The organism is Streptomyces sp. NPDC042371 (genome assembly GCF_056437465.1).
In genome coordinates this window covers 203,121-219,440 of the sequence record NZ_JBWKAP010000008.1, presented here as the reverse complement: position 1 = coordinate 219,440, position 16,320 = coordinate 203,121, and the positions used below count along the sequence as shown (strand labels likewise).

Here is a 16,320-nt window from a genome sequence, read left to right as displayed (position 1 = left end):
TAGATACAACAGGTATACAGAGGTACCGCTGTCCACATGGCGGGCACGGCGGGCACCTGGGGCGTGCCGCACGGGTGGAAATTCCCTGACATCACTGCGCATCCATCCGCCCCTCTCGTTCGTCTATTGAGTGAGCGGCACCCTCATGCAGCCGCAGCCCAGGGGCATTTGGAGCACTTAACTTGAATACCGGCATCAAGGGCGTACGTCGCGTATCGGCCGTCCTCATCACCGCGAGCGCGATGCTCGCCGGCGGCGCCCTCACCACTCCGGCCCACGCGGCCGCACCGCCGAAGCCGTCCATCGTCGCCAAGGGCGGCTACGTGATGAACAACGCGACGGGGAAGAGCCTCTTCACCAAGTCCGCCGACACCCGCCGTTCCACCGGCTCGACGACCAAGATCATGACGGCACGCGTGGTCCTCGGCCAGCGGAACCTCAATCTGAACTCCAAGGTCAAGGTCGACAAGGCCTACAGCGACTACATCGTCCGCAACAACTACGCCTCGTCGGCCCGCCTGATCGTCGGCGACAAGGTCACCGTCCGCCAGCTCCTTTACGGGCTGATGCTGCCGTCCGGCTGCGACGCTGCGTACGCGCTCGCGGACAAGTTCGGCAAGGGCACGACCCGCGCCAAGCGCGTGAAGAACTTCATCGGCCAGATGAACTCGACCGCCAAGACGCTCGGCATGCGGAACACGCACTTCGACTCGTTCGACGGCATCGGGCACGGCGCGAACTACTCGACGCCGCGCGACCTGACGAAGCTCGCCAGCAACGCGATGAAGTACTCCACGTTCCGCACGGTCGTGAAGACGAAGTCGACGACGCAGAAGGTCACCACGAAGTCCGGTGGCTACCGCAACATGTCGTGGACGAACACGAACACCCTCCTCGGCTCCTACCGCGGCGCCATCGGCGTGAAGACGGGCTCCGGCCCCGAGGCGAAGTACTGCCTCGTCTTCGCCGCGACCCGCAACGGCAAGACGGTCATCGGCACGGTCCTGACCTCTTCCTCGCTGAACAACCGCACCGCGGACGCGAAGAAGCTCATGGACTACGGCTTCAAGGTCGCATGACGTGACGCCCGGCTGACGCCGACAGCACGGAAGGAGGGCCCCGCCGCGTTCGCCGCGGCGGGGCCCTCCTTCCGTTCTCTGTGCTTACGCCCAGGTCATGAGCCGCTTGGGCTGCTCCAGGATGGCCGCCACATCGGCGAGCACCTTCGAGCCCAGCTCCCCGTCCACCAGGCGGTGGTCGAAGGAAAGCGCAAGCGTCGTCACCTGGCGGGGCTTGACCTTGCCCTTGTGGACCCACGGCTGGAGCTTGATCGCGCCGACCGCGAGGATCGCGGACTCGCCGGGGTTCAGGATCGGCGTGCCCGTGTCGACGCCGAAGACGCCGACGTTCGTGATCGTGACCGTGCCGCCCTGCATGGCGCCGGGCGAGGTCTTGCCCGCACGGGCCGTGGACACCAACTCGCCGAGCGCCCCGGCCAGTTCGGGCAGGGTCTTGGCGTGCGCGTCCTTGATGTTCGGCACGATGAGACCGCGCGGGGTCGCCGCGGCGATGCCCAGGTTCACGTAGTGCTTCTGGACGATCTCCTGGTTCGCCTCGTCCCAGGCCGCGTTGACGTCGGGGTTCCGCTTGATCGCCACGAGCAGGGCCTTGGAGATGAGCAGCAGCGGATTGACCCGCAGCCCGTCGAAGGCCTTGTCCTGCTTGAGCTCCTCGACCAGCTTCATCGTCCGCGTCACGTCGATCGTCACGAACTCCGTGACGTGCGGCGCCGTGAACGCCGAGTCGACCATCGCCTGTGCGGTGACCTTGCGGACGCCCTTGACCGGGATGCGGGTCTCGCGGGCGTCCGTGCTCACCACGGGGGCGGGCGCGGGCGCCGCAGGGGCGGGCGCCTCGGTCACCTGCGGGGCCGGTGCGGCGGCCGGGGCCGGGGCCACCGCCGCGTGCACGTCCTCACGGGTGATGATCCCGTCGGGACCGGACGGCGTGACCGTCGCGAGGTCCACGCCGAGGTCCTTGGCGAGCTTGCGGACCGGCGGCTTGGCGAGCGGCCGGGCGCCGTTGTGCCCGTTCAGGGACTGGGGCTGCGGGGCTACCGGCTCCGGCGCCGACTGCGGCACCGGCTGCGCGGCGGGCGCCTCCGTCGGGGCGGTCTTCCTGGCCCGTCGCTTGGTGGAGGACTCGGCCACCCCGTAACCGACGAGCACGGGCTTGCGGCCCTGGGGGGCCTCGGGCTCGGCCTCGGGAGCCGTCGCCGGTTCCGGCACCGTGACCGGCTCGGGCGCCGCCTCCGGCGAGGGCGCCGGGGCACCCGCGCTCGCACCGCCCGACACGTCCACGGCGATGATCACCTGGCCGACGTCGACCGTGGTGCCCTCCGGGAACCGGAGCTCACGCACGACGCCGTTGAACGGAATGGGCAGCTCGACGGCCGCCTTGGCCGTCTCGACCTCGCACACGACCTGGCCGTCGGTGACCGTGTCACCGGGCTGTACGTACCACTTGAGGATCTCCGCCTCGGTGAGCCCCTCGCCCACGTCCGGCATCTTGAACTCGGCAAGAGCAGTGTCTGTCATCGTCGTCACGACCCTCTCCCTCAGTACGCCAGCGAGCGGTCGACGGCGTCGAGCACCCGGTCGAGGCCCGGCAGGTACTCCTCCTCGAGGCGCGCGGGCGGGTACGGCGCGTGATAGCCGCCGACCCGCAGCACGGGCGCCTCCAGGTGGTAGAAGCACCGCTCGGTGATGCGCGCCGCGATCTCCGCGCCCGTGCCCAGGAAGACCGGGGCCTCATGGACGACGACGAGGCGCCGCGTCTTCTCGACGGAGGTCTGCACGGAGTCGAAGTCGACCGGCGACATCGAGCGCAGGTCGACGACCTCCAGGGACTTGCCCTCTTCCGCGGCGGCCGCGGCCGCCTCCAGACAGACCTTCACCATCGGGCCGTACGCGGCGAGCGTGAGGTCGCTGCCCTCGCGGGCGACGACGGCCTTGTGCAGGGGGCCGGGGATGGCCTCCTTGTCGACCTCGCCCTTGTCCCAGTAGCGCCGCTTCGGCTCGAAGAAGATCACCGGGTCGTCGCTCTGGATGGCTTGCTGCATCATCCAGTAGGCATCCGCCGCGTTCGAAGGAGAGACCACCTTGAGGCCCGCGACGTGCGCGAACAGCGTCTCGGGCGACTCGCTGTGGTGCTCTACGGCGCCGATGCCGCCGCCGTACGGAATGCGGATGACGACCGGCATCTTGATCTTGCCGAGCGCACGGGCGTGCATCTTCGCGAGCTGCGTGACGATCTGGTCGTACGCGGGGAAGACGAAGCCGTCGAACTGGATCTCCACCACGGGGCGGTACCCCCGCAGGGCGAGGCCGATGGCCGTGCCGACGATGCCCGACTCGGCGAGCGGGGTGTCGATGACCCGCTCCTCGCCGAAGTCCTTCTGCAGTCCGTCGGTTACCCGGAAGACGCCGCCGAGCTTGCCGACGTCCTCACCCATGATGAGGACCTTGGGGTCGTTCTCCAGCGCCGTGCGCAGCGATTCGTTGATCGCCTTGGCGATGGGCAGTTTCTGGACAGCCATGGTTACTTGACCTCCCCGGCGGCGGGGGCGTCCGCGAACGACGCCTGGTAGGCGGCGAACTGGGCGCGCTCCTCGTCCACGAGGGCGTGCCCGTCGGCGTAGACGTTCTCGAAGATCGCCATCAGATCCGGATCCGGCATCGCCCGCACCACCTCTCGCACTCGCTTGCCCAACGCTTCGCTCTCGTCGTCGAGTTCCGCGAAGAATCCCTCATCCGCGTGACCTTCGGACTCCAGGTAGGCCCGCAGCCGCAGGATCGGGTCCTTGACCTCCCAGGCCGCCCGCTCGTCGTCGTTGCGGTACTTGGTCGGGTCGTCGGAGGTGGTGTGCGCACCCATGCGGTACGTGAACGCCTCGATGAGCGCGGGGCCCTCGCCCGTACGCGCCCGCTCCAGCGCCCACTTGGTGACGGCGAGCACGGCGAGCACGTCGTTGCCGTCGACCCGGACGCCGGGGAAGCCGAAGCCCTGCGCGCGCTGGTAGAGCGGCACGCGGGTCTGCTTCTCGGTGGGCTCGGAGATCGCCCACTGGTTGTTCTGGCAGAAGAACACGACCGGGGCGTTGTAGACCGCGGAGAAGGTGAACGATTCGGCGACGTCGCCCTGGCTGGAGGCGCCGTCTCCGAAGTACGCGATCACGGCCGAGTCCGCGCCGTCCTTGGCCACGCCCATCGCGTAGCCGGTGGCGTGCAGGGTCTGCGAGCCGATGACGATCGTGTACAGGTGGAAGTTGTTGCTGTTCGGGTCCCAGCCGCCGTTGTTCACGCCGCGGAACATGCCGAGCAGGTTCGTCGGGTCCACCCCGCGGCACCAGGCGACGCCGTGCTCGCGGTAGGTGGGGAAGACGTAGTCGTCGTCGCGGGTGGCGCGGCCCGAGCCGATCTGAGCGGCCTCCTGGCCGAGCAGCGACGCCCACAGGCCCAGCTCGCCCTGGCGCTGCAGGGCGGTGGCCTCGGCGTCGAAGCGGCGGGTGAGGACCATGTCGCGGTAGAGGGCGCGCAGCTCCTCCGCCGTGATGTCGGCGACGTACGCGTCGTACACCGCGTTCTTCGCGTCCTTGACCCGCTTGCCCTCGGGCGTCAGCAGCTGAATGAGCTCGGGCTCGGTGCTTTTCTGCGGCGCGGGCTTCTTGGCGCTTGCGCGCTTACCGCCGCCGGTAGTGCTGCGGCGCGGTTGTTTGCGCGCGGCGGTGCTCTCCACGGTCACGTGTGCTCCTCCGTCGGTCCGGCCCCCGGGATTACCGGGAAAACCAGTACGGCTCGCCTGGTCCGTGCCCGCGCACGGGGTGGGTGCGTCTCAGCCGGGAACAGGCGTGACAGGTGCCCCGGCGAGCGCCCTGCACAAAGCACGTTACCCAGTGCTTCCCATTTCTGTGAAACCCTATCTGACCTGCGAATTTGCTTGGATTTCCAAGTAAATTACCTGTCAGTCGACTACTCGGATATCCGAGTAAATCGAGAGAACCGGGAACACTTCCTGGTCACAGCACTGATCACAGCCTGGCAGGGGGCCGGAACACCGGCACGTTATCCCGGCCACCCCGGGGACGGGAAGGGTTCCGCACGGGCACTCAAAGAGATCGTGTGTGAGACTGGCTCCGTGCGCGAAGACGGAAAAATTACGGTTTTTCTCCTCGACGACCATGAAGTGGTCCGGCGTGGAGTCCATGAGCTGCTGTCCGTGGAGTCCGACATCGAGGTGGTCGGCGAGGCCGGCACCGCGGCAGACGCCCTGGTCAGGATCCCGGCGACGCGGCCCGACGTGGCGGTGCTCGACGTGCGCCTGCCGGACGGCAGCGGTGTCGAGGTGTGCCGCGAGATCCGTTCGCAGAACGAGGACATCAAATGCCTGATGCTCACCTCGTTCGCCGACGACGAGGCCCTTTTCGACGCGATCATGGCCGGTGCCTCCGGTTATGTCCTCAAGGCCATCCGCGGCAATGAGCTGCTCTCCGCCGTGCGGGACGTGGCCGCGGGCAAGTCCCTGCTCGACCCCGTCGCCACGGCCCGGGTCCTGGAGCGGCTGCGCGACGGCAACAGCCCCAAGGGCGACGACCGACTGGCCAACCTCACCGAGCAGGAGCGGAAGATCCTCGACCTGATCGGCGAGGGCCTGACCAACCGCGTGATCGGCGAGCGACTGCACCTCGCCGAGAAGACGATCAAGAACTACGTCTCCAGCCTGCTGTCCAAGCTGGGCATGGAGCGCCGCTCCCAGGCCGCTGCGTACGTGGCGCGCATGCAGGCGGAGCGGCAGCACTGACGCGACGGCAAGGAGCCGTCACCGGTTGAGGGACTTACGTCCTCGGTTTAAGGGGGCGGGATCCCCTTTTCCGACACCCTGTCCATGAACCAAGGTGGGGTCATGCCCACCGACGAACAGCTCGCCTTCGAACTGCTCCGCCGCACCGACTACGGCCGCGTGGCGACCAGCATGCGCGCGCTGCCCTTCCTCGCTGCGGCCCGGCACATCGTGGTGGACGGCAAGGTCCTGCTGCGCATGCACAAGGGATACGGCTACCACGAGGCCTGCGTCGGCAGCGTCGTCGCGTACGGCGCGGACAACCTGAACGTGGCGAGCGCGAAGGACGGCCAGTGGACCGTCCAGTTCGTCGGCGTCTGCGACCGGGTCGAGCCGACCAATGCCGAGCTCGAACTCTTCGGACCCACCCCGCACTATGTGGACGGCGAGCTCTTCGATCCGGTCTATCTGCGGATAGAGCCGCAGTTCAGCACGGTCCACCGGCTGTACGCCGGGCATGACCGGCAGCTCCAGCACATCCTGTAGACCGTCCGGCGGCAGGACCGGCCCGGCGGCTCAGGCGCCGCTTTCGCCCTCGTTGCCGCCGTTGCCCGCGCCCTCGTCGTCGCCACCGGGATCGGTCGGGTCGCCCGTCGGCTCGGTCGGCTTGTCGGTCGGCTCGGTCGGTTCCCCGGTGGGCGTGGACGGATCCCCGGTGGGCGTCGTCGGGTCCCCGGTGGGCGTCGTCGGACGCGACGTCGGGTACGTCGGGTTGGTCGGCCGGTTCGTCGGCTCGGTGTAGTCCGTCTCGCCGCCGGTGCCCGTGTCCGGGTCCGACGTCTCGTCCGACGTCTCCTCGTCCGCGCTCTTGCTCGGCTCCTTCGACTGCGACTGCTTCGTCGCGGGAGACTTCGGCCGGTCCTTGTCGTCCTTCTTGTCGCCCGCGTTCAGCGCGAACGCCACACCCACCACGATGGCGATCACCGCGAGCACGGCGAAGATCCACATCTTGCCGCGGCCGCCCTTGCCGCCGCGGTGCCCGCCGTCGAAGCCGCCGTCGTCGCCCGGCGGACGCAGCATGGGGCCGGGGATCTGCGCGGTGCCGGAGTCCGGATGCGCCATCGCGGTGGTGCCCGCGACGCCCATGGCCGGGGTGTTGCCGCCCTCGTGCATCGCCACGGGCCCGGTGTTCCAGGTCCCCGTGTGGCTGCCCTGCTCGTTGAGCATCTGCAGCCCGTACTGGACGAGGCCGCGCATCTCCTCGGCGGTCTGGAACCGGTCGTCCGGGTCCTTGGCGAGGGAGCGCATGACGAGCCCGTCCAGCTCCGGCGGCGCCGCGTCCGAGACCTCGGACGGCGGCACGGCCTGGTCCTGGACGTGCTGGTAGACCACGGAGAGCGGCGTCTCACCGGTGAACGGGGGCCGCAGCGCGAGGAGTTCGTAGAGGAGACAGCCGGTCGCGTACAGGTCGGAGCGGTGGTCGACCGCCTTGCCGAGCGCCTGCTCGGGCGAGAGGTACTGGGGCGTGCCCATGACCATGCCGGTCTGCGTCATCGTCGACTGCGCGCCGTGCAGGGCGCGGGCGATGCCGAAGTCCATCACCTTCACCGCACCGGCGTTGGTGATGATCACGTTCGCGGGCTTGATGTCGCGGTGCACGATGCCGTGCTGGTGCGAATAGGCCAGGGCTTCGAGGACGCCCGACACGATGATGAGCGCCTGCTCCGGACCCGGTGCTTCCGCGTTGATCAGCAGATCGCGGATCGTCCGGCCCTCGACGATCTCCATGACGATGTACGGGACGACGTTCGGCCCGACGGCGTCTTCACCGGAGTCGTACACCGCGACCACAGCGTGGTGATTGAGCCCCGCCACGGACTGTGCCTCACGCGTGAAACGCGCCTTGGAGACCGGGTCCTCAGCGAGGTCGGAGCGGAGCAGCTTGACCGCGACGGTGCGGCCGAGACGTACGTCCTCGGCCGCGAAAACCTCGGCCATGCCGCCCCGGCCGAGTCTGTGGGTCAGCCGGTACCGGCCGTCACCGACGAGCCCGCCGTTGCCCCACAATTCAGGCGCGTCTGACATACCGCCGCCAGTCGCCTCGGGGTCGGACGGGCCCTGAGCGCGCTGCGTCTGTGCCATCAGTCCTCGCCGTCGTTTCTGGTCGTGGTACTTGGTGCCGAGTACGTCGCGATACGGGGTACTCAGTCGGCCACGCTACAGCCTTCGCGCCACCCGCCGGTCCGGCGTGGACCGGACATCAAAGCCGCCCGGGGGTCCCGTGCGCAAACTTGTAACGCTTCCGAGACGCTTCTTGCGCGTACGGTCACGGAACGGGCACCGAGCTTGACGCGTCATCGTCCTGGGGCAGACTTGGCCTGGAATAGCGGTAATCGATCACCAGCCGCGGAGCCGTCCGGCAACCGCGCCGATGGGGGACGCACGAGATGAGCAGCCAGGACGGCGCACAGGGGCGGTACGCGGGGCGTTCGCTGGCCGGTGGCCGCTACCAACTGCGTGATCTGCTGGGCGAGGGCGGCATGGCGTCGGTGCACCTCGCCTACGACACCGTGCTCGACCGTCACGTCGCAATCAAGACACTGCACACCGAACTCGGCCGCGAACAGTCCTTCCGCGAGCGCTTCCGCCGCGAGGCCCAGTCGGTGGCGAAGCTCACGCACACCAACATCGTGTCGGTCTTCGACACCGGCGAGGACGACCTGGACGGCGCGACGATGCCGTACATCGTCATGGAGTACGTCGAGGGCAAGCCGCTCGGCTCCGTGCTCGACGCGTCCGTCACCCAGTTCGGCGCGATGCCGAGCGACCAGGCGCTGAAGATCACCGCCGATGTGCTCGCGGCCCTGGAGATCAGCCACGAGATGGGCCTGGTCCACCGCGACATCAAGCCCGGCAACGTGATGATGACCAAGCGCAACGTCGTGAAGGTCATGGACTTCGGCATCGCCCGCGCCATGCAGTCCGGCGTCACCTCCATGACCCAGACCGGCATGGTCGTCGGCACCCCGCAGTACCTCTCCCCGGAACAGGCCCTGGGCCGCGGCGTCGACGCCCGCTCCGACCTGTACTCGGTCGGCATCATGCTGTTCCAGCTGACCACCGGACGGCTGCCGTTCGAGGCGGACTCGCCGCTCGCCATCGCGTACGCGCACGTGCAGGAGGAGCCGGTCGCTCCCTCCTCGATCAACCGTTCCCTGCCGCCCGCGGTCGACGCGATCGTCGCCCGCGCGCTGAAGAAGAACCCGAACGAGCGCTTCCCGACCGCCGAGGCCATGCGCGACGAGTGCCTGCGCGTCGCCCAGTCCTTCCAGGCCTCGGCCCCCAGCATCGTGCCGGGCGCGCAGACGACCAGCGGTGCGGGCGTCGGCGCCGCGGTCTTCCCGCCGGTAGACACCTCGATGCCGCAGAGCGGCGCCGTCCAGACGCCGTACCAGCCGGGTTCGTACGGTCCCGCCACCCCGGCCCCCACGCCCGCGCCCACGCCGGGTTACGGCTACCCGCAGCAGGGCGGCTACCAGACCCCGCCGCCCGTCAACGCGTACGCCCCGCAGCAGGGCGCGCACACCCCGCCGCCGTACAACCTCGCGCCGCAGCCCGCCACGGCGACGTCCCCGAGCAGCGCGGGCGGCGCGGGCGGCTCCGGCGGCTCTGGTGGCGGCAAGCGGAACATGCCGGTGATCGTCGGCTCGATCGTCGTCGCGCTCATCGCGATCGGCGGCCTGATCACCGCCCTGACGATGAGCGGCGGCGACGGCGACAAGGAAGCCAGCGGCGACAAGTCGAAGCAGCCGGTGGCGGGTCACAAGGGCCCCAACCGCACCATGACGATGGAAACCGAGAAGTGCACGGAGCCCGAGGTCGGGTACAACGACGAGGACAAGATCAAGGTCCCCGACTTCACCTTCAAGGACTGGAAGTCGGTCCTTTCCTGCCTGCAGTCGGCGGGCTGGAGCTTCGACAAGCGCAAGGTCAACGAGAACGCCTACGGCGAGGACACGGTCATGCGCCAGACCCCGAAGGAAGGCACGGAGGTCGACCCGAAGGGCCTTGAGCTCCAGTTCGACGTTTCGTCGGGCAATCCGGCCTAGTCCTGGCCCGCCTTCTTACGTATACGCAGAGGGGCTCGGTACGCATTCCGCGTGCCGAGCCCCTCTGCGTACAGCGGGTAAAGCCGGTTCTTGGCGGGTTACAGGTAAGGGCCTCCCGTGCGGCCCGCGATGCCGCCGCCCTCTTCCTCCTCCTCGCCGCCGCCCACGCCCGGCGGCAGCGCCCGGCGCATCTGCTCCAGCTGGGCCCGCGCCGCCATCTGCTGCGCGAACAGCGTCGTCTGGATCCCGTGGAAGAGGCCCTCCAGCCAGCCGACCAGCTGCGCCTGCGCGATCCGCAGCTCCGCGTCGCTCGGCGTCGCCTCCTCGGTGAAGGGCAGGGAGAGCCGCTCCAGCTCCTCGACCAGCTCGGGGGCGAGGCCGTCCTCGAGTTCCTTGACCGAGCTGGCGTGGATCTCCTTGAGGCGGACCCGGCTCGCCTCGTCGAGAGGAGCCGCGCGCACCTCCTCGAGCAGCTGCTTGATCATGCTGCCGATGCGCATCACCTTGGCCGGCTGTTCGACCATCTCCGTCACCGGGACCTCGCGGGATTCATCGTCTCCGCCGCCACCGAGAGCCATTCCGTCCTGGCCCACGACCAGGACCTGGGGGCTCTCCGGCGACCGTTCGTTCCTCGGCATCTCCATGCCGCCATTCTCTCGCACCCGTACTTCACACATCGGTGGTGCCCCCGATCGCTGCTGATCCACCCCCAGAGCCTGTCTCAGCCACGGCGCAGCCGCAGCCCCAGGAAGCCGAGTCCGAGGCCGATGAGGACCAGACAGCCGCCGAGCGGCAGGACGCGGAGGTTGGGGAGCACGGGGCCGACCGGCGTCCGTTCGGTGGGGTCGGATGCGGTGTCCCGGTGCACGGCGGGGGTCGGCCTCGGGTGCCGCGGGGGCGGGGTGGCCGGGGGCGGCGTGTAGGGCACGGGCGGCGGGTCCAGGATGGGCGGCTGGGCCCCGCCGGGCCGTTCGCGGCCCTCGCCCGCGGAGCTCCCGGCGCGCGAGGTCTCGTCGACGGTCGTCACGGTGGAGCCGGAAGCGGAGCCGGGGACGGAGCCAGGTGGGGAGTCGGGGGCGGCGTACGCGGCGAGGGCGGGTACGCCCGCCGCAAGGACCGCGAGGAGCGCCGCGCTCACGAGCATGATCACGACCGCGCCCACGGCAGCGACCACTCGGGTCGCGCGACGGCCCGCCCAGGAAGCCTTCACCGGACCAGCGTCACATGGGGCGACACATCCGGCATCTCGGTCAGGGAGGGGCAGGCTGGGGGCTGGCTGGGGGCTGGCTGGGGGCTGGCTGGGGGCTGGCTGGGGGCTGGCTGGGGGCTGGCTGGGGGCTGGCTGGGGGCTGGCTGGGGGCTGGCCCGCGCCCCGAGGGGCGCGGGGAACCGCCCGTCCGGCTAGCGCGTGAGCAGCACCTTGCCGATGTGGCTGCTCTCCTCCAGGACCCGGTGCGCCGCCGCCGCGTCGTGCATCGGCACCGTCCGGTCCACGACGGGCCGCACATGGCCCCCGCCGATCAGCGGCCAGACGTGCTCCCGCACCGCCGCCACGATCGACGCCTTCTCCGCGGCCGGGCGGCCACGGAGCGAGGTGGCGGTGACGGCGGCCCGCTTCGTGAGCAGCGCGCCGATGTTCAGCTCGCCCTTGGCGCCGCCCTGCATGCCGATGATCGCGAGACGGCCGTTGACGGCGAGGGCGCGCACATTGCGGTCGAGGTACTTCGCGCCCATGTTGTCGAGGATGACGTCCGCGCCGGAGCCGTCCGTCGCGCGCTCGATCTCCTCAACGAAGTCCTGCTCGCGGTAGTTGATGAGGATGTCGGCCCCCAACTCGCCGCAGAACGCCAGCTTCTCCTTGCTGCCCGCCGTGACGGCGACCTTCGCGCCGACGGCCTTGGCGAGCTGGATCGCCATGGTGCCGATGCCGCTCGAACCGCCGTGCGCGAGCAGCGTCTCGCCGGGCCTGAGGTGGGCGATCATGAAGACGTTGGACCACACGGTCGAGGTGACCTCGGGCAGCGCGGCCGCCGTGACGAGGTCGACGCCGTCGGGCACGGGCAGCAGCTGACCGGCCGGGACGACGACCTGCTCCGCGTAGCCGCCGCCGGAGAGCAGCGCGCACACCTCGTCACCGACCGACCAGCCGGAGACGCCGGTGCCGAGCGCGGTGATCCGGCCCGAGCACTCAAGACCGGGGTACGGGGAGGCGCCGGGCGGCGGGTTGTAGAAGCCCTGCCGCTGCAGCAGATCGGCGCGGTTCACGGCGCTGGCCGCGACCTCGACCAGCACCTCGCCCTCGCCGGGCACGGGATCGGGGACCTCGGCCCAGACGAGCGCTTCGGGGCCACCGGGTTCGGGGATCGTGATCGCATACATGCTGGCGAGGCTACTCGCGTACGCCGTGAAGGGCCGGGTGCGGGAGCGGGTCCGGGCGGCGCGGGTCCGGGTGCGGGAGCGGGTCCGGGCGGCGCGGGCCCGGGTGCGGGTCCGGGCGGCGCGGGCCCGGGTGCGGGAGCGGGCGGCGCGGGTCCGGGTGCGGGTGCGGGAGCGGGCGGCGCGGGTCCGGGTCCGGCCGCAGGCCGCAGGTCCGTGCGAGGGAGCCGCCCGCGGGCCCGCGCCGTCTCAGTTCGGGCGCAGCGGCTTGATGTCCGGGGCGACCGTCGTGCCGGGGGACGCCCGGACGATCGTGATCAGACGGTCCGTCAACTCCAGCTTGCCGACGGCCGGATCGTCGTATCCGAGCACGCGGTGCCCTCGTACGACACTCACGACCAGGTCGTCCGTCTCCCGCACGTTCAGCCCCACCTCGGCCTTTATCACCGGGCGTTCGACGAGGTCGAGGCCGCTGCCCTGCTGGATCAGGTCCTCCATGACCATGCCCGCGCTCGGGCTCAGCACGGAGAGACCGAGCAGCCGTCCCGCCGCGCTGGCGCTGGTGATCACGGCGTCGGCACCGGACTGGCGCAGCAGCGGCGCGTTCTCCTCCTCGCGGACCGCGGCCACGATCTTCGCCCCGCGGTTCAGCTGCCGGGCGGTGAGGGCGACCAGGACCGCCGTGTCGTCGCGCTGCGTCGCGATGATGATCTGGCGGGCCCGCTGCACCTCGGCGCGGAGCAGCACGTCGCTGCGCGTCGCGTCGCCGATGACGCCCGCGAACCCCTCCGCCGTGGCCGCGTCGACGACCTTCGCGCTGGGGTCGACCACCACGATCTGCTCCGGCTTCAGGCCGGTCGCGCAGACCGTCTGGATCGCGGAGCGACCCTTCGTGCCGAAGCCGACGACGACAGTGTGTTCACGCAAGTTGGACCTCCAGCGGGACAGACGCCATTCCTCACGCGTCCGTTCCGTGAGCACTTCGAGGGTCGTGCCGACCAGGATGATCAGGAAGAGCACGCGCAGCGGCGTGATCATAAGGATGTTGGTGAGCCGGGCGCTGTCGCTGTACGGGACGATGTCGCCGTACCCGGTGGTGGAGAGCGTGACCGTCGCGTAGTACGCGGCGTCGAGGAAGTCGACCCCGTTGTCCGAGTTGTCGTGGTAACCCTCGCGGTCGACCCAGACGAGGAAGGTCGTCAGAGCGAGCACCAGCAGTGCCATCGCGAGACGGCGGGTGACCTGGCGCAACGGGCGCTCGACCTTGCGCTGCGGCAGTTTGATGCGGTGTGTCGTGTGCTGCTCTTCGGGGTGACGCGCGATGGCGTCATGCCCGGGAAGTTTCACGTGAAACGCTCCTCGCCGTCTACGACTGCCCCATCCCCGGGCCCAGCCCCCGCCTCGGGCCCGGCTCCGGTTCCAGCGCCGATTCCGGCTCCAGCTCCAGTTCCAGCTCCGGCCGTGAAACCTGCTTGCTCCTCGGCCTGACCCCCGTCCATCGGACCACCGTACAAAGCCGCGCCCGCGCCGGTTCCGGTGCCCACCTCAGGAACCGCCCACGGCAGGTCCAGAACCTCCAGTTCCCTGCCCTCCCGCGCCCCGCCGGGCGGCACGACGGCGAGCCCGTCGGCGGCCGCGATCCCGCGCAGCATCGCCGGGCCGTTGAAGTGCAGCGGCACGGCCCGCTCGGCGCGCAGGGCGACGGGAACGAGACGGGTGTCGTGCGGGTGCCCCTGGACGCCGTCGCGCAGGGGTGCGGTGTACGTGGCGGGCCCGCCGCAGCCTGCCGCGCGGCCCGAGAGCGTACGCAGCAGGGGCTCGGCCAGTGTGAGCAGGCCGGACACCGCGGCGAGCGGATTGCCGGGCAGGCCGACGAGGTACCGGCCGGGCCGGATGCGGGCCAGCAGCATGGGGTGCCCGGGGCGCACCGCGACGCCGTCCACGAGCAGTTCGGCGCCGATCCGGCGCAGGGTGGGGTGGACGTGGTCGACCGGGCCCGACGCGGTGCCGCCCGTCGTGACGATCAGGTCGGCGGTGGAGGCCGTGATCGCGTCGTGGAGGGCATCGGCGTCGTCACCGAGCCGCCGGACGGCGATCACCTCGGCGCCCAGCGCGTGCAGCCACGGCGGCAGCATCGGGCCGAGGGCGTCACGGATGAGCCCCTCGCGTGGGAGGCCCTCCGTCAGCAACTCGTCGCCCAGGACCAGGACTTCGGCGCGGGGCCTGCGGAACACCGGCAACGTGTCGTACCCGGCGGCCGCGGCCAGCCCGAGCACGGCAGGGGTCACCAGGGCTCCGGCGGGCAGGAGGTGGTCGCCGGACCGGCACTCCTGGCCGCGCGGACGGATGTCCTGGCCGGTGACCACGTCGCGCAGGGCGTGCAGTCTGCCCTTGTCGGTGCCCTTGCCGTCGGTCCTGCCGTGCTCGCTGCGCAGCACGGCGGTGGCGTCCTGCGGGACCCGGGCACCCGTCGCGATGCGGACCGCCTCGCCGTCGGAGAGCGCGTCCGGCCGGGCATGTCCGGCAAGGATCCCGTCGGCCCGTACGTCCCAGGGGCCTGGGCCCGCGACGACCCAGCCGTCCATCGCGGAGGTGTCGAAGGACGGCAGGTCCGTGAGGGCGGCGAGCGGCGCGGCGAGGATCAGGCCGAGGGCCCGGTGCAGCGGTACGCCGACGGGCTCGGTGCCGGGTCCGGGGGCGGCCCGCTGCGCTCGGGCGCGGGCGTCGGGCCAGGGGGTGATGTCGCGGTGCTTTTCCCTGGCGGGGGAGCCGTCGGGGGATGCGGTGGGGGGTGTGGAGGGGCGTGTTGAGGGGTGCGTCGTGGGGTGCGCGGTGGCGGAGCGGGCGGCGGGGGTGGATGCCGGGGCGGGGCCCGGGGCCGGGGCCGATGCCTGCGTGGGGGGCGGGGGCGGCGCCGAGCCCGGTGTCGGCCGGTGCGCGGGGACGTCGTGGGCGTCGCGGTGCCCGTTCACCAGGGCGAGCGCCTCGTCGAGCTCGGCGTCCGAGGCGGGCTGCCCGGTCATCCGGCGTCCGGAGGCGTACCGGCCGCGGAGCCGGGCTTCGCGTCCTGCTGGTCCTCGTCCGCCCAGCGGGCCGCGAGGGCCGCGGCCCTGCGGGTCGCCTCGGCCACCGCCTCGGCACCGCCCGCCGCTCCGCCGCGCGCCGCGGCCTGCGCCGCCGCGTACCCGACGAGGAACGTGGTCAGCGGCGCCGCGGGCCTGGCGACGCCGTGCGCGGCGTCACGAGCGAGGTCCAGGAGGGCGCCGGTGTCGACGTCGAGCTCGATGCCCAGCTCGTCCTTGACTGCGGAAATCCATTCATCCAACACGTTGCCATGCTCCCTGATCCGCGCCCTGGCGGAGGCGATGTCGTCCCAGGTGTCGCAGTCGAAAGCGGCGAGGGGGTCGGCGACCCGGGTGAGGACGAGCCGCCCGGTGAGGCGGCGCAGGGGCAGCCCGGCGAGCCCGCCGCCCCCGTGGCCGTCCCGCTCGTCGAGCACGGCGATCTCCCGCAGGAGCGCGTCGCGGCGGTAGGCGGCGACGAGTGGCTGGTCACGGCCGTCGGGGTCGGTGAGGACCGCACCCTCCACCCCGTCCGGCCCGTCCGGCCCGTCCGGCCCGTCCGGCCCGTCCGGCCCGCTCTCGGTCAGCGCGGCGAGGAGTCGGCGTACCGTCTGCTCGCCCAGGAACGGCAGGTCGGCGGAGAGCACGACCACCCGCTCCGCCGTCGTGCGCGCGAGCCCCGCGCCGAGCGCGGCCAGGGGGCCGCCGCCCGCGGGCTCCTCGCGTGCCCATACGACGGGGCGCGCGGTCGGCCGTGGCGCGGCCACCACGACGGTCGTCCCGGCGCCGGAGCAGGCCGCGAGCACACGGTCGATCAGCGTCCGGCCGCCGACCCGCACCCCCGGCTTGTCCGCGCCGCCGAGCCGGGCGGCGCCGCCCCCGGCGAGCACGACGGCGTCGTACGGGCCGCCCTCTTTCGTGGTCACACCCCGAGT

14 protein-coding genes are annotated in these 16,320 nt (G+C 71.1%); 4 read left to right on the top strand and 10 right to left on the bottom strand.

Going from position 1 to position 16,320, the window contains the following annotated elements; all coding sequences use genetic code 11:
- The first annotated feature begins 182 nt into the window (after positions 1 to 182).
- On the top strand, positions 183 to 1,079 hold the full coding sequence (locus AC068B_RS25145) for a D-alanyl-D-alanine carboxypeptidase family protein (RefSeq protein ID WP_478673897.1): 897 nt from the start codon (positions 183 to 185) through the stop codon (positions 1,077 to 1,079).
- Positions 1,080 to 1,163: 84 nt separating this feature from the next.
- Here the strand turns inward: AC068B_RS25145 and AC068B_RS25140 are convergent, their stop codons facing one another.
- From AC068B_RS25140 to pdhA, 3 genes are read right to left on the bottom strand one after another with little or no spacing between them, the layout of a single operon-like run.
- A complete protein-coding gene (locus tag AC068B_RS25140) occupies positions 1,164 to 2,597 on the bottom strand; it encodes a dihydrolipoamide acetyltransferase family protein (RefSeq protein WP_478674168.1) in 1,434 nt (477 codons plus the stop codon).
- Positions 2,598 to 2,617: 20 nt separating this feature from the next.
- Complete coding sequence (locus AC068B_RS25135; RefSeq protein WP_478673896.1) at positions 2,618 to 3,598, bottom strand: alpha-ketoacid dehydrogenase subunit beta; 981 nt, start codon at positions 3,596 to 3,598, stop codon at positions 2,618 to 2,620.
- Positions 3,599 to 3,600: 2 nt separating this feature from the next.
- Positions 3,601 to 4,803 carry a pyruvate dehydrogenase (acetyl-transferring) E1 component subunit alpha gene (gene pdhA, locus AC068B_RS25130; RefSeq protein WP_468569349.1) on the bottom strand — a complete coding sequence of 401 codons (1,203 nt, stop codon included), beginning with the start codon at positions 4,801 to 4,803 and terminating at the stop codon, positions 3,601 to 3,603.
- 393 nt (positions 4,804 to 5,196) lie between these two features.
- On the opposite strand from pdhA, the gene AC068B_RS25125 reads away from it, so the two are divergent.
- Both AC068B_RS25125 and AC068B_RS25120 read left to right on the top strand, forming a co-directional pair.
- On the top strand, positions 5,197 to 5,859 hold the full coding sequence (locus tag AC068B_RS25125; RefSeq protein WP_478673895.1) for a response regulator: 663 nt from the start codon (positions 5,197 to 5,199) through the stop codon (positions 5,857 to 5,859).
- 102 nt (positions 5,860 to 5,961) lie between these two features.
- On the top strand, positions 5,962 to 6,384 hold the full coding sequence (locus AC068B_RS25120) for a pyridoxamine 5'-phosphate oxidase family protein (RefSeq protein WP_478673894.1): 423 nt from the start codon (positions 5,962 to 5,964) through the stop codon (positions 6,382 to 6,384).
- Between the two features lie 30 nt (positions 6,385 to 6,414).
- Here AC068B_RS25120 and AC068B_RS25115 read toward each other — a convergent pair whose 3' ends face one another.
- Positions 6,415 to 7,980: a protein kinase domain-containing protein gene (locus tag AC068B_RS25115; protein WP_478673893.1), complete on the bottom strand. Its 1,566-nt coding sequence runs from the start codon at positions 7,978 to 7,980 to the stop codon at positions 6,415 to 6,417.
- Positions 7,981 to 8,285: 305 nt separating this feature from the next.
- Between AC068B_RS25115 and AC068B_RS25110 the strand changes: the two genes are divergently transcribed.
- Positions 8,286 to 9,947 carry a protein kinase domain-containing protein gene (locus tag AC068B_RS25110; RefSeq protein WP_478673892.1) on the top strand — a complete coding sequence of 554 codons (1,662 nt, stop codon included), beginning with the start codon at positions 8,286 to 8,288 and terminating at the stop codon, positions 9,945 to 9,947.
- A gap of 98 nt (positions 9,948 to 10,045) precedes the next feature.
- Here AC068B_RS25110 and AC068B_RS25105 read toward each other — a convergent pair whose 3' ends face one another.
- The 6 genes from AC068B_RS25105 to AC068B_RS25080 form a co-directional block, all read right to left on the bottom strand.
- Positions 10,046 to 10,591: a bacterial proteasome activator family protein gene (locus AC068B_RS25105; protein ID WP_466138810.1), complete on the bottom strand. Its 546-nt coding sequence runs from the start codon at positions 10,589 to 10,591 to the stop codon at positions 10,046 to 10,048.
- Positions 10,592 to 10,668: 77 nt separating this feature from the next.
- Positions 10,669 to 11,157 carry a hypothetical protein gene (locus tag AC068B_RS25100; RefSeq protein ID WP_478673891.1) on the bottom strand — a complete coding sequence of 163 codons (489 nt, stop codon included), beginning with the start codon at positions 11,155 to 11,157 and terminating at the stop codon, positions 10,669 to 10,671.
- Positions 11,158 to 11,348: 191 nt separating this feature from the next.
- Entirely contained in the window at positions 11,349 to 12,326 is a 978-nt protein-coding gene (locus AC068B_RS25095) for an NAD(P)H-quinone oxidoreductase (RefSeq protein ID WP_356260915.1), read from the bottom strand.
- A 246-nt stretch (positions 12,327 to 12,572) separates the two neighbouring features.
- Positions 12,573 to 13,670, bottom strand: a complete 1,098-nt coding sequence (locus tag AC068B_RS25090; RefSeq protein ID WP_478673890.1) for a potassium channel family protein — start codon at positions 13,668 to 13,670, stop codon at positions 12,573 to 12,575.
- A complete protein-coding gene (locus AC068B_RS25085; protein ID WP_478673889.1) occupies positions 13,667 to 15,346 on the bottom strand; it encodes a molybdopterin molybdotransferase MoeA in 1,680 nt (559 codons plus the stop codon). Before AC068B_RS25085 ends, AC068B_RS25090 begins: the two co-directional genes overlap by 4 nt.
- Entirely contained in the window at positions 15,343 to 16,311 is a 969-nt protein-coding gene (locus AC068B_RS25080; protein WP_478673888.1) for a DUF6457 domain-containing protein, read from the bottom strand. Before AC068B_RS25080 ends, AC068B_RS25085 begins: the two co-directional genes overlap by 4 nt.
- Between the last annotated feature and the right edge of the window lie 9 nt (positions 16,312 to 16,320).

Excerpts from the sequence above, each read along its gene's own strand:
- AC068B_RS25140 (WP_478674168.1), bottom strand. The coding sequence starts at position 2,597 with ATGACAGACACTGCTCTTGCCGAGTTCAAGATGCCGGACGTGGGCGAG.
- AC068B_RS25135 (WP_478673896.1), bottom strand. The coding sequence starts at position 3,598 with ATGGCTGTCCAGAAACTGCCCATCGCCAAGGCGATCAACGAATCGCTG.
- AC068B_RS25120 (WP_478673894.1), top strand. The coding sequence starts at position 5,962 with ATGCCCACCGACGAACAGCTCGCCTTCGAACTGCTCCGCCGCACCGAC.
- AC068B_RS25115 (WP_478673893.1), bottom strand. The coding sequence starts at position 7,980 with ATGGCACAGACGCAGCGCGCTCAGGGCCCGTCCGACCCCGAGGCGACT.
- AC068B_RS25110 (WP_478673892.1), top strand. The coding sequence starts at position 8,286 with ATGAGCAGCCAGGACGGCGCACAGGGGCGGTACGCGGGGCGTTCGCTG.
- AC068B_RS25105 (WP_466138810.1), bottom strand. The coding sequence starts at position 10,591 with ATGGAGATGCCGAGGAACGAACGGTCGCCGGAGAGCCCCCAGGTCCTG.
- AC068B_RS25095 (WP_356260915.1), bottom strand. The coding sequence starts at position 12,326 with ATGTATGCGATCACGATCCCCGAACCCGGTGGCCCCGAAGCGCTCGTC.
- AC068B_RS25085 (WP_478673889.1), bottom strand. The coding sequence starts at position 15,346 with ATGACCGGGCAGCCCGCCTCGGACGCCGAGCTCGACGAGGCGCTCGCC.